A 12,743-nucleotide genomic window follows, 5' to 3' on the forward strand; every position below is an offset into this window, starting at 1 on the left:
TTTTTTGCAGGTAATATTGCAAAAATATAACGAGCTTTAAGATGTCCCCTTCCTCTTTAGGTGGGGGAAAACAAACTACAACAGCTGGTGAGCATATCTCCCAGCTCGTTGAAACGCTAATTGGAAGATTTTTCTTCTAAAGAAGAAAAATTTGAACAATGGCGTTATCAAAAAACAAAAAATGGGGCCCGATGGAGGGAAATCTGTCGGGTTTTATTTTTCTTTAATAAAATGCAGGAATAATAGGTCTTTATAGAGAATTCAAAATTGTATTTATTTTTTGCAAGATTGGGGGACCTAAATATGGAAATTAATAAAATTAGCTTTATTGGTACCGGGGTAATGGGCAGCTCTATGGCCCGTCATCTGAAAAATGCCGGTTTTGATGTTTCAGTGTATAACAGAACCAAGGCAAAGGCCCAGCCTCTTATTGATGAAGGCATGAAATGGTGTGATACACCGGCAGAGGCCGCAAAAAATGCTGATGTGGTTATTTCCATAGTTGGCTACCCAAAGGATGTGGAAGAAGTATTCCTTGGGGATAAGGGTATTCTTTCCACAAAGGAGGGAGGCATTGTCATTGATATGACTACCTCCAGTCCTGCACTGGCCAAGAAAATATATGAAGCCGCCAAGGCCAAGGGGGTCAGCTCCCTTGATGCACCTGTATCAGGCGGTGATTTGGGGGCTAAGAATGGTACCCTTGCCATTATGGTTGGTGGCGATGAGGAGGCATTTAATACTGCCAAGCCTGTATTTGAGGCTATGGGAAAGACCATTAATTTCTTTGGCCCCGCTGGCTCCGGTCAGTATACCAAAATGGCCAATCAGATAGCTATTGCTTCTGGTATGCTGGGTGTGGCTGAGGCACTTTTCTATGCAAAGAAAATGGGCCTGGATCCACAGAAGGTACTGGAAACTATTGAAACTGGGGCCGCTGGTTCCTGGTCTTTGTCCAATCTCGGCCGTCGTATGCTTAAGGAGGATTACGCTCCGGGATTTTATATCAAGCATTTTATTAAAGATATGCGTATTGCCATTGAGTCGGCTGAGGAGGCTGGACTTGAGCTGCCGGGACTTTTGAAGACCAAGGAGCTTTATGATATTCTTTCCCAAAAGGGGATGGATGATAACGGCACTCAGGCGATTATCAAATGGTACCTTAATCAATAACTGGGAGGGAACCTAAACACATTGAATGTAGAAATTCAAATATGCAGTCTTATTGTTGTATTGCTGCTGTCTACACTTTACTTCAAGAATAGACGGCTGCAGCTGTATAAGGGACAGCTGTTTGTGGGCGTGCTGCTGATTTCCATCATAAATCTGTCATTGGATATTATTTCTCTGCTATCTATACATTTCAGGGATTATTTTACTTTGCCTGTCACGGAGCTGGTATGTAAAGCATATCTTGTGGTGCTTATGCTGGAAACCTGGATGGCTATGTGCTACACCACCTGTGATTTGATGACGGAGAGACAGCACAGGAGATTTTGCCGCAGACTTTTTGCTGCAACTCTGGTTTTTGGGGCAGTAGCTATGCTTCAGAATATTGGGATTTATGATGAACAGGGTGTGGTATATACCTATGGACCTGCGGTGTATGTGACGTATTTTTATGCCCTCATTATGCTGCCGGCAATTATACTCTGTACATTTATTTATAAAAAGAGGATGAACCGGAATCGCTGTACCGGGCTACGATATTGGATTACGGCCCTGGTGGTGGCGGCCATTATTCAGTTTGTCTATAACGATCTGCTGTTGGTGGGGTTTGCCACATCTTTGGGCATAATTGTATTGTTCGTGAGCCTGGAAAATCCAGAGCTGCAGCTGGACCGCCAGTACGGATGCTTTAATGGAACTGCCTTGTCTGAGTATTTGAACCAGCTTCTTGAGCGGGGAGAACAATTTGTTATTTGTGATATTTCTCTGGATAATGTAAGCATTCTGAAAAATAAAAGCGCAGATATTGCAAAAATCCGCAGGCTGGGCAATAAGGTTCTGGCGAAGAACCCTGATGTGCTGGTGTTTAATAATCTGGATATGAATATTATTCTTATTGCAAAGGATATTAATGCGATAAGAAGGCTTTTAAAGGATTATGTCAAATATTTCTCCGGCATGTCCCCTGGGGGCATGGAATCCATGATTAGTATTATGCCAAGGGGCAATCAGATTAATTCTGTGGATGACCTGTTAAAGCTCTTTAGCTATTGCCGCAACCAGAAGAGTATGTCTATCAGCAATAATGTACTTTTTGTCACGGAAAAGGACGTAAAGGAGTTTCATCTTATTGATGGAATGAAATCCGAGATTACTACGGCTTTGGTTGAGGACCGGGTGGAGATTTTCCTTCAGCCCATTTATGATATTAAGACTGGTAAATATTCGGCGGCTGAGGTCCTGGTGCGCATCAGAAAGCAAAATGGTGAATACCTTATGCCAAGCGCGTTTATACCGGTTGCTGAGGCCAACGGCATGATTATTGAGCTGGGAAAACGGGTGGTGGATAAGACCTGCTCCTTCCTGGCAGATGGCAAGGCAGTGGCCCTGGGCTTGGAAACTGTTGAGATTAACCTTTCCATTTTGCAGTGTGAACAGCCTGATTTGCTGGAGGATGTGCTGGCAGTCATTGCCCGCCACGGCATTGAGCCTAATTACCTTTGTATGGAGGTTACGGAAACAGCCTCTATCCGTTCCAAGAAGCTGATTCTCAGCAATATGGAGAGCTTTAAGAATATTGGTATTCGATTTGCATTGGATGATTTTGGCAGTGGCCAGTCAAACTTCACGTATTTGGCCGATATGCCATTTGATATTTTAAAGCTGGATATGAACCTTATTAAGTCATATCAGGTAAGTGAACGGGCTCGCCATGTTATACAGGCTGTGGAGCGTATGGCTCATGAAATGGGGCTTAGTGTTGTGGCAGAGGGCGTAGAAACCAAGGAAGAATTTGACAACATGCGTAAGTGTGGTGTAGACTCCATTCAGGGCTTCTATTTTTCCAAGCCGTTGCCTGTTTATGAATTTATGGACTTTATTCGGAGGCACAATAGCCCATAATTCCGTATCAGAAGTGGGATAGTACCATAAATGGACATTTTTTCCCATTTTTTTGATAAATATTTAGTCTTAATTGGACAAAACATCTTCACTATGCTATTATACTAGCAGTGTAAGTAACTGAGAGGAGAAATGAACACTATGACAAAAGCAGAATTAGTTGCAAAGATTGCAGAAAAGGCAGAGTTAACTCAGAAGGATGCAGGCGCTGCATTAAAGGCTACCATGGAAGCTATCCAGGAAGCTCTCGTTGCTGGCGACGCTGTACAGATGGTAGGCTTTGGTACCTTCAAGGTAAATGAGCGTGCTGCTCGTACCGGCCGCAATCCTCAGACTGGTGAGGAAATCAAGATTGCTGCCGCAAAGGTTCCTGCTTTCAAGGCTGGTAAGGCTCTGAAGGACGCAGTTAACAAGTAATTTCTTTACTACACTGTAAACATGGCATTTGCCGTGAAACCCCTGATTAATATCAGGGGTTTTTGTTTTGCTTTTTTGCAGGACTTTCCTACCTGTTGTCGAATTGTATTACGAGAGAATAATGTTCTTTAAGGACGGTGGTACCTGTGCAGGACACAGCTGAATATAAACATACTCTGTTAGTAGTGGAGGACAATGTTGTAAATAGGGAAATCCTCTGTAATATTTTGGAGGAGAACTTTAATATAATCACGGCTTCCAATGGTTTGGACGGTCTTAATTTTATGCGGGAGCATTACAAGGAAATTTCCGTCGTTATTCTGGATATTAATATGCCAGTTATGAACGGTTATGAGTTCATTGAGGTAGTGAAGGAGGATATTAAGCTATCCAAGATACCTATTGTGGTTACGACGGTACATAGCTCAATAAATGAGGAAATACGTTGCCTCGATATGGGAGTTTTTGATTTTATTGCCAAGCCATATATTCCAAAGCTGATTCTTACCCGTATCAACAATATTATTCGTCTTTTGGAAAGCGAAAAGTCCATAGTGGATTCTACCACTGATGCTCTTACAGGTGTGAAAAACCGAAAGGGTTATTACGAAGATCTTGAGCGCTTTGCTGCTTTGCCGGATGCCGCCAACAGGACTGTTGGCATTGTGTATATGGATATTAATGGGCTCAAGGAGGTAAATGACGAGGAGGACCACACTGCTGGTGATCTGCTCATTAAGAATGTGGTGGAAACCGCTAAACAGGTTTTTTATGATGCAGAGCTTTATCGTATGGGTGGAGATGAATTTATCATACTCTCCTTTGATGAAAGTGAAAGCTCTCTTGGGAAAAAGGTGATGAAATTAAAGACCTGCTGGACAGAGAACGTTTCCGCCTCATTGGGCATGGTGTTGACCAAGGGCATGGAAAATATTGAAGCTGGTGTGGCTGCTGCTGACAGGAATATGTACGAGGAAAAGACCAAATACTATGAGGAACGGGCAGACCATAATAAATTCTTCAGAAAAATCCTCAACAGTGATATGCTGCGGCTGGCAGGAGCCATGACGGAATTTCTGCCTGGCGGTTTTTTGGCCTTCCGTCTGGATACCGGCGAATTGATTCACTATAACAAGGATATAGTGAATATGCTGGGCTACAAGTCTTCAAAGGAAATGCGTCAGATGGTGAACAACAATATTAAGAATGTGGTTCATCCAGATGATTATAATCTCCTTAGAGCCGGGGTCAATGTGGTAAAGCACAGGGCCAGCGGGATAAATACTGTGGAGCTTAGGCTTACTATGAAGAATGGTAATCTTAGGCTGATAACAATGGGCATTAAGGCTGTAACCACCGTCACCTTTGGTGAAATGGCCTATGTTTTTATCATTACGGATAAGTATTAAAGGAGGTGCATGAAGGTGGAAATCGGTGGAATTAACGGATATATGTCTAACCCTTATGCTGCCCAGGGGCCTCAGGCGACTGATGGAAAGGGCGTTGGTCCTGAACACCAGATAAAGCCTGGCAAGAAGTCATCTCCGGCAGAGTGTCAGACCTGTAAAAATCGCAAATATACTGATGGCTCCGATGAAATGGTGTCCTTTAAGGCACCTGGTCACATTGATCCCAACAATGCGGCAGCGGTGGTGCTGGGCCATGAGCAGGAGCATGTTTCCAATGCCTATAATAAGGCCAGAAATAACAATGGCCATGTGGAAAGGGCTACGGTTCGCCTGAAGACGGATATTTGTCCGGAATGTGGCCGCTCCTATATTTCCGGTGGGGAGACCAATACCCAGATTAAGTATTACAATGAGGATAATCCTTATCAAAAGGATTTAAAGCAAACCGATGCCGTGAAGTATCGGGGAGCAAATGTGGATATTGCCGCATAATTATTTTAAATTTTTCACAAATTAAAAGAACAGCAATCTCAAGTGGTGGTATACCAGTCGGGATTCTGTTCTTTTTTATATTTTGATATGTTGCTAATCCACATGGAAAAATATGGAATCCAGTAGAGATACAGGCAGCTTTGGCAGCAGCAGGAAGATAGCCTTGCCGTTATCCTTTAGCCATTGACGATGCAATTTGTATTCAGGATCGTATTGGGCAACCAGCTTCCAAAAAGCGGAGGAGTGGTTCATTTCCTTTAAATGTGCCAGCTCATGGATAAGAAGATAATCTATCACCTCATCCGGTGCCATAATAATGCGCCAGTTAAAATTAAGATTTCTAAGTGACGAGCAGCTTCCCCAGCGGGAATCCTGGTCCTTGATAAAAATTTTATTGAAGGATAACCCCATTTCCTCAGACCAGTAGGCAGTGCGGCTTATGATGTAATGTTGCGCCCTGCGGCGATACCATTTCACCAAAGGCACCTGTACAGGCACTTCAGGATGTTCCCTATAAAAATTAACTGTAAGTTTGTCCCCATCTATTTTTACTTGTGGCTTGTCCAGTGTTTTCCTTATTTCCAGGGAATAGGTTACTCCCCGATATGGCATGGGGTGACCAGCGGCAAGATTGCGTATTGCTTTTCTCATTTTATTGAGGTGTCCATGAATTTATGGAGAAGTCTGTGAAGGGTCTGCAAATCTTCTAAATCCATGTCGATGCATTTTCCTATAGCCTCTGGAATATGAGCAGCCCTGTCCTGCAAGTCACTTCCCTCCGGGGTGAGGGAAATAATCAGACTGCGCTCATCATCCTTGGAACGCTGGCGTTCTACGAAGCCCTTTTTTTCCAGAGTCTTCAGCACAGGGGTCAGGGTACCGGAATCCAAATAGAGGATATTGCCCAGCTCCTTGGCAGAAAGCTGCTGGTGCTCCCACATGGCCATCATTGTAATGTATTGGGTATAGGTAAGGTCCAGTTCATCCAAAAGGGGCTTGTATTTGCGTACAACCTCTTTGGAACATACATATAATGGGAAGCATAGCTGATTGCGTAATCTAAGCTGTTCGTAGTTTGCCACGTTATTATCTCCTTAGGGTGATTGATATTCCTAAAATTTTATTTGCAAAGTTCAGGAGCATGCTCTGCCAAAAGCTCCGCCAGAATCTTGCCGTGATTCATTTCCTGAGCCATGAAGGTATCCAGCTCATCAGCAGCTTCATTAACTCCCAGCTTGCGGAGACCCTCAATCATTTCAGGCATCTTCTCATCGGCAGAGGCTTCCAGCTTCTGGATTTCTGCCACCAATGGCCAGAAATTCTGGTCATATTTTCCGTTTAATGCAGAGAAGAAACCGGAATGAATGGACTCCTGCATAGCAATATTGTAAAACTTTTTTGCTACTTCAGGCAAGCCCTGTTCTCTGGCCATACGGGCAAGGAACTGATACATCATTGCACCATCGCTCTCAGCCTTTGCCATATACTCAATAACCTGCTCCATCCCAGTACCCTTAGTTTTTCCGAAAATACTCATAATATACATCTCCTTGATTTAAATTTAATTGTGTACAATTTATCTGATGGGTTAATAATAACCGAAGGGGAAAATAATGTCAAGTATAAAATTTAATTTTGTACAATTTATTTTAAGAGTATTCGTATTTTCGGTCATAAAGCAGAGCTGCCAGTAGTACCACAAAGCAGGAACCAGCATTATGGACGAGGGCTCCGGTAGTTGGGTTTAATATACCAAGTACAGATAGTGTAACAGCAACGAAGTTTATGCACATGGAAAGGGTAATTGCGGTTTTTATAGTTTTGATGGTTGTATTGCTTAGCCACTTTAAATATGGTAGCTTGGAGGTGTTGTCATCCATTAGAGCCACATCAGCAGCATCTACTGCAATGTCACTGCCCATTGCTCCCATGGCAACACCCACATCGGCAATTTTGAGAGCCGGAGCGTCGTTTACGCCGTCTCCAATCATGCAAATTTTTCCATTACCCTTGAGAAGTGTAATATTTTCCACCTTTTCCTCTGGGAGGAGATCTGCCCTTATCTCGGTAATGCCAACCTGTGAAGCCAGGTATTCAGCAGCCTTCTGATTATCTCCCGTAAGTAGAACGGCATTTGTATTCATAGCACGGAGCTGTTTAATCATTTTCGCTGCTTCGGGGCGAATGGTATCTGACAAGGCAATAATTCCTATTATTTTTTTATCGCGGGCAGCAAGAACGGCTGCCTTTCCTTCACCTCTAAGCCGCTCCAAAATGTCCGCGGTGCTGCTATCAGCTTTTATACCAATTTCATTTATGTATTTTTCGTTTCCAAAGAAATATTCCATTCCCTTAATGCGGGTAGAGATACCTTTTCCGGGAACCATTTTGAATTTTTCAACTTCCTCAAGGGTTATTTCGGCAGAGGATGCTTTTTCTGTAATCGCCTTTCCAAGAGGGTGTTCACTTCTGCTTTCGGCAGATGCCGTCAGGGTCAGCAGCTCCTTTTCGGATAATTCGGACAATGGAATGATGTCACTTACCTGCAGCTTGCCATAGGTAAGGGTACCCGTCTTATCAAAGGCAATGGTATCCACTTTTCCCATCTTTTCCAGAGCTTCGCCGGATTTGATAATAACACCATGCTTTGTGGCCTGTCCGATTGCTGCCATAATGGCCGTCGGCGTGGCAAGGACGAGAGCACAAGGGCAGAAAACAACCATCACTGTTACGGCTCTGATAATATCATTTGTAACGATATACGCAATGATGGCAATAAGCAGCGCAAAAGGAACCAGCCAGCTTGCCCACTTGTCTGCAATACGCTGGGTCGGTGCCTGATTTTTTTCCGCATCCTCTACTATACGTATCAACCTCTGTAGGGAACTGTCTTCTCCGACTTTTGTGGCTTCAATGTCAATAGAGCCGAATCGGTTAATTGTGCCGCTAAAGACTACATCTCCCACCGATTTGTCCACTGGCAGGCTTTCGCCGGTCATAGCAGACTGATCAATAGAAGTTTCTCCGGAAATAATCACACCATCAACTGGAAGGGTTTCTCCAGGAAGGATGCGAAGGATATCGTGTTTCTTGATTTCGGATACGGGAATAACAGCTTCCACACTGTTTCTGATGATTCTTCCTGTATCAGGAGCAAGAGATATCAGCTTTTTTAGACCTTGCTTCGCCCGGTTAGTGGTCATATCCTCAAGCAGGGCACCAATTTCCATGATAAATGCAACTTCTCCTGCTGCAAAGAGATCGCCGATGCAAATTGCGGCAATCATTGCCATTGAAATTAAAAGAGCGGAAGAAATCTTGCTTATGCCTTTGTTGTATATGATTCGCCAAATGGCCAGGTAAAGCAGTGGAATGCCACAAATTATTACACAGACCCACGCCAGATTTTCTCCCCATGGCTGACCGCTTCTCGGCAGAATGAAGGATGCCAGCAGAAACACACCACCAACGATAGTCATAGGCCATCCGGCAAGAAAGTCATTGATTTTCTTAATCATAAAACGCCTCCTATTGATATGCACTTTTTAAAAGTGTATAATCTATATGATAATGAACAAAGTGTTCAGTTATGATTATACTGTTTTGTAATCCTAAGACAATAATCAGTTATGTTTAAATGTCCATTATCGAACAAGAAATTGTTGTTTGTTCAGGAGGCTTGACATGGATAGACGCCAGCAGAAAACAAGACAGGCTGTGTTTGATGCCTTTGCCAGATTACTTGAAAGAAAGAACTATACCAATATTACGGTGCAGGATATTATTGATGAGGCCAATATAGGTCGCAGTACATTTTACGCTCACTTTGAAACAAAGGACGAGCTGCTGAAGACTCTTTGTTCTGAGATATTTGACCACGTCTTTGCGGAAGAAATATATAGGGAAAAGACACACGACTTTTCAAAAAATGGCCATAATATAAAGGCTGAAATAACGCATATACTTTATCATCTTCAGGAAAGCAGCCGATATATAAAGCGCATTCTTTCCTGTGAAAGCGGTGAAATGTTTATGCGATATTTCAAGGAACGCATGACACTGGTTTTTGATGGAGAATTGGAAAAGCAGAAATCTGACATTCCAAAGGAATACATGCTGAATCACATGGTGTGCGATTTTGCAGAAACCGTTCGCTGGTGGATGAAAAACGATTATTATTCACCTGAAGAAATCAGCAGATTTTTCTTCAGCACTACACCCTTTGCATAAATTAAAAGGACGGCAATCTCAAAATTGAGACGGCTGTCCTTGTTTTATTTGCGTAAAATTAACGTCATAATTCGCAGGATAACGGAGATGAGCGACGAATATATACAGCAGTATAGAAAGGCATAGGAATGTGTGTAAGGAGGGTTTTCCTATGAAAAGTAAGATTGCCGAGGCCATTAAGCTAAAAAATCATCCTGTGGCGGTGATTCGTACAGACGAAAAGCCAGATGGGGCGTTAATGTTTAAGGAAGGTAGATGGGGTTGTGTAGTGGCCATGATTAATGCCGCGTCCAAAGGAAAGACAGTAGCCCTGAGCAATGCAACGGTTGTGTGTCAGGGAGGACACGCCGGCTGTGGCTTTGGGCCTTATGAAGAAGGCTTCGTGGACAAGTTTTTGGCAGATGGTGAAGGACTAAAGGTGGAAGGGGAGCGTTATAAGGCCTCCCAGGAGCTGGCACTGAAGTTTATGCGCTGGCAGGTGGTGCCTAAGGACCAAAAGGAATTTGTGGTAATGAAGCCACTTTCTGAGGTTACAGAAGCTGATAGCCCTGAAGCCGTAATATTTTTGGTAAATGCGGACAGACTATCGGGGCTTGCTACTCTGGCAAATTTTGATACGGAAAATCAGGACAACGTAAAGCATTATTTTGGCGCTGGCTGCGGCCAGTCCATAGGCAATGTGCTGGCTGCTTCGGAGCGTGGCAGCAGGGAGTGCTTTATCGGCATGACAGATCCGTCAGCCAGAAAGGTATTGCCGGCTGATATTATGTCCTTTAGTATTCCGTTTAAACGCTTTTTGGAAATGGAGGAGAATGCTGATAAGAGCTTCTTCCATACTGGTACTTGGCAAACCATTTGCAAGCGGCTGTAGTAGCAAATCTAGTTTATTTCACTTCAATAGACAATACTTCCTCAATGGCTCCTGGTTTTTCCTGGAAAAGCTCCAATACCAGCCCGTCTGGCAGCTGTATCCATTTTTCCGGCTTTCCTTCAATGTGGGTAACGCCATCATAGGTGAGCATTTCCTGTATGGTTGCCTTAAAATCCTGTACCACGATGCCTAAATGATGGCCCTGACCTGCTTTAGGGTTTTCCGGAGACGCAACCAGCTGCAAGCCGCCTTTTAGCCATATTTGTTGCAGCTTTCCGTCCTTTTCCTTGCGTCTGGTTTCTGTCATTCCCAGAACATTTTTAAAAAATTCGATGCTCCAGTCAATATCTGCCACTGTTACAGCGGCATGCTCCAGATAAGATTGCTTAGTTCCCATAATGTTCTCCTTTCTGTTGGTGGTGATTTACTGCCTGTTTTGTTCGGCAGTATTTATATCGTTAAGTAAATCGGCCAATGTTATCTTGGCAAAATCATTCAGCATGTGATTTTTGACTACGGATAATTTATTGCCCAGCACCTGCTGTATATTTCTTCCTACAGGGCATTGAGGATTAGGATTCTCCTGAATATGAAATAAGTCTTCATCTTCTTCCACAGCATTAAATATTTCCTGTAGTGTAATCTCACATGGCTCTTTTACAAGCCTTGCACCGCCTACACCAGCAGCAACTTCAACTAGTCCGGCAGCCTTTAGTTGGCCAAGGGTTTTGCGGATAATAACCGGATTAATATTTACGCTGGAAGCCAGAAAGGTAGAGGTGGTTTTGAAGACACCATCAAATTTGGCGATACACAACAATATTTGTACTGCTACTGGCATGCGAAATGAAAACTGCATAATAATTCTCCTTAAAACAAAAGACTCATTGTAAATCATGTTATTACAATGAGTCTTTATTGTCAATTGAGCTTATTTTTCAATAGCAGCATCATCAGCGGTATATTCCTCCAAGGAATTCTCCCTAACCTGAATGCAAACATAGCTGATACCTTCATCAGCAGCCGCAAAAAACTGACGGCGGGCAGCAGGGGAGATACGAAGCCAGTCACCGGCTGTCAGTTCAACAGCTTCACCGTCTATTACGGCCTTACCCTTGCCGTTGGTGATAAAGTAGATTTCTTCATTCTTTTTGTGATAGTGAACAAAAGGAACGCTGGCCCCGGCTGGAAGGTTATTTACGCTGATTTCAGCACCGGTAAGCTGTAAAGTGTCGTGTAATTCGGTTCTTGCATCATTTGCTACATTAGTTTTGTTGAAATTTCTCATTTTGTTTTCCTCCTAAAATGCTTTTATGTTGTAACTAACTTGATTACAATGAGATAGTAACATTAATTTGCTGTAACGTCAATAGTTACAACAAAAAATTTTTGCAGGACAATGGGGAAGTAAAAACGTTTAGGCCATAGTAATCTTAGTAAATAAGCAATATAATATTTCTGTATATATTAGTATAAAGATATCTATATGGGCAGAGAGGATAATAATTACAATGGTAATTGAAGGAAAGCATATATACATATATGGAGAAAAATCGGATTCAAAGACCTTGGTTATTATAAACACCTTTCAGGGGGATGGCAGCGGAATCTATTCGGCTCTAAAAGGTATGACAGATAGGGAAATATATCTGGGGGTTGTCAGTGATATAAATTGGGCTGATGAAATGTCTCCATGGGCATGTCCGCCTGTTGGCAAGGGGGAAGCACCATGCACAGGTGGAGCAGATAAGTATCTAAGCGCACTGACCAAGAGTATTGTACCGGCTATAAAGTGTAAAATATCCAGTGAACCTGAAGAAATAGTGATTGGTGGATATTCTTTGGCTGGGCTGTTTGCTGTCTATAGCCTGTACAAGACCGATATGTTTAGCAGGGCAATAAGTGCATCGGGTTCCATGTGGTTTCCGGGCTTCAAGGAATATACAGATACACATCTGTTTTGCAAAAAGCCAGATAGGGTATATTTTTCCCTTGGTGATAAGGAGGCAAAAACAAAAAATCCTATGTTAGGAACCGTCGAGGACAGGACACGGGAAATGGTGGAAAGCTATAGAGGCTTTGGTGTAGATACAGTGTTTGAAATGAATCCGGGAAATCATTTTAAAGATCCTGATATACGCCTTGCCAAGGGTATTTTGCGTTGTGTTACCTAATTTTTATTTAGAGGAGATATGATAATCGAGTTAATTTTTTATATACTAACAATTTGAAGTGTAGTATAATTATATAAA

Annotated in this window: 15 protein-coding genes; 8 read left to right on the forward strand and 7 right to left on the reverse strand. The window is 42.8% G+C overall.

The window, feature by feature from the left end; translation table 11 throughout:
- The first annotated feature begins 303 nt into the window (after window positions 1-303).
- The 5 genes from T355_RS0103175 (at window position 304) to T355_RS0103195 (ending at window position 5,390) form a co-directional block, all read left to right on the forward strand.
- Window positions 304-1,173, forward strand: a complete 870-nt coding sequence (locus T355_RS0103175) for an NAD(P)-dependent oxidoreductase (RefSeq protein WP_027396491.1) — start codon at window positions 304-306, stop codon at window positions 1,171-1,173.
- 21 nt (window positions 1,174-1,194) lie between these two features.
- Window positions 1,195-3,072: an EAL domain-containing protein gene (locus T355_RS0103180; RefSeq protein WP_027396492.1), complete on the forward strand. Its 1,878-nt coding sequence runs from the start codon at window positions 1,195-1,197 to the stop codon at window positions 3,070-3,072.
- A gap of 141 nt (window positions 3,073-3,213) precedes the next feature.
- Entirely contained in the window at window positions 3,214-3,489 is a 276-nt protein-coding gene (locus T355_RS0103185) for an HU family DNA-binding protein (protein ID WP_027396493.1), read from the forward strand.
- A gap of 146 nt (window positions 3,490-3,635) precedes the next feature.
- Window positions 3,636-4,898, forward strand: a complete 1,263-nt coding sequence (locus T355_RS0103190; RefSeq protein WP_027396494.1) for a response regulator — start codon at window positions 3,636-3,638, stop codon at window positions 4,896-4,898.
- A gap of 15 nt (window positions 4,899-4,913) precedes the next feature.
- On the forward strand, window positions 4,914-5,390 hold the full coding sequence (locus T355_RS0103195) for a hypothetical protein (protein WP_155851657.1): 477 nt from the start codon (window positions 4,914-4,916) through the stop codon (window positions 5,388-5,390).
- A 93-nt stretch (window positions 5,391-5,483) separates the two neighbouring features.
- On the opposite strand, the gene T355_RS13355 is transcribed toward T355_RS0103195, so the two are convergent.
- From T355_RS13355 to T355_RS0103215, 4 genes are all read right to left on the reverse strand, one after another.
- Window positions 5,484-6,041, reverse strand: coding sequence for a M48 family metallopeptidase (locus T355_RS13355; protein ID WP_071997155.1), 558 nt, complete (start codon window positions 6,039-6,041; stop codon window positions 5,484-5,486).
- Window positions 6,038-6,472 (reverse strand): MarR family winged helix-turn-helix transcriptional regulator, encoded by a 435-nt coding sequence (locus tag T355_RS0103205; RefSeq protein ID WP_027396496.1) that lies wholly within the window; start codon window positions 6,470-6,472, stop codon window positions 6,038-6,040. Before T355_RS0103205 ends, T355_RS13355 begins: the two co-directional genes overlap by 4 nt.
- Window positions 6,473-6,510: 38 nt before the next feature.
- The gene (locus tag T355_RS13360) at window positions 6,511-6,927 is read right to left on the reverse strand and encodes a ferritin family protein (protein ID WP_037329758.1); all 417 of its coding nucleotides are present in this window, start codon (window positions 6,925-6,927) and stop codon (window positions 6,511-6,513) included.
- Between the two features lie 112 nt (window positions 6,928-7,039).
- On the reverse strand, window positions 7,040-8,908 hold the full coding sequence (locus tag T355_RS0103215; RefSeq protein WP_027396497.1) for a heavy metal translocating P-type ATPase: 1,869 nt from the start codon (window positions 8,906-8,908) through the stop codon (window positions 7,040-7,042).
- Between the two features lie 166 nt (window positions 8,909-9,074).
- On the opposite strand from T355_RS0103215, the gene T355_RS0103220 reads away from it, so the two are divergent.
- Window positions 9,075-9,620, forward strand: a complete 546-nt coding sequence (locus T355_RS0103220; protein ID WP_027396498.1) for a TetR/AcrR family transcriptional regulator — start codon at window positions 9,075-9,077, stop codon at window positions 9,618-9,620.
- Between the two features lie 151 nt (window positions 9,621-9,771).
- A complete protein-coding gene (locus tag T355_RS0103225) occupies window positions 9,772-10,491 on the forward strand; it encodes a DUF169 domain-containing protein (RefSeq protein WP_027396499.1) in 720 nt (239 codons plus the stop codon).
- Window positions 10,492-10,504: 13 nt separating this feature from the next.
- On the opposite strand, the gene T355_RS0103230 is transcribed toward T355_RS0103225, so the two are convergent.
- The 3 genes from T355_RS0103230 to T355_RS0103240 all read right to left on the reverse strand — a co-directional run bounded on the left by T355_RS0103230 (window position 10,505) and on the right by T355_RS0103240 (window position 11,779).
- Window positions 10,505-10,888, reverse strand: a complete 384-nt coding sequence (locus tag T355_RS0103230; protein ID WP_027396500.1) for a VOC family protein — start codon at window positions 10,886-10,888, stop codon at window positions 10,505-10,507.
- A gap of 27 nt (window positions 10,889-10,915) precedes the next feature.
- Window positions 10,916-11,350: an Rrf2 family transcriptional regulator gene (locus T355_RS0103235; RefSeq protein WP_027396501.1), complete on the reverse strand. Its 435-nt coding sequence runs from the start codon at window positions 11,348-11,350 to the stop codon at window positions 10,916-10,918.
- A 72-nt stretch (window positions 11,351-11,422) separates the two neighbouring features.
- On the reverse strand, window positions 11,423-11,779 hold the full coding sequence (locus T355_RS0103240; RefSeq protein WP_027396502.1) for a cupin domain-containing protein: 357 nt from the start codon (window positions 11,777-11,779) through the stop codon (window positions 11,423-11,425).
- A 223-nt stretch (window positions 11,780-12,002) separates the two neighbouring features.
- Here T355_RS0103240 and T355_RS0103245 point away from each other — a divergent pair, with 223 nt between their 5' ends.
- Entirely contained in the window at window positions 12,003-12,665 is a 663-nt protein-coding gene (locus T355_RS0103245) for an alpha/beta hydrolase (protein ID WP_037329759.1), read from the forward strand.
- Window positions 12,666-12,743 lie beyond the last annotated feature (78 nt).

This window comes from Anaerovibrio lipolyticus LB2005, assembly GCF_000621545.1.
GTDB lineage: Bacteria > Bacillota > Negativicutes > Selenomonadales > Selenomonadaceae > Anaerovibrio > Anaerovibrio lipolyticus_A.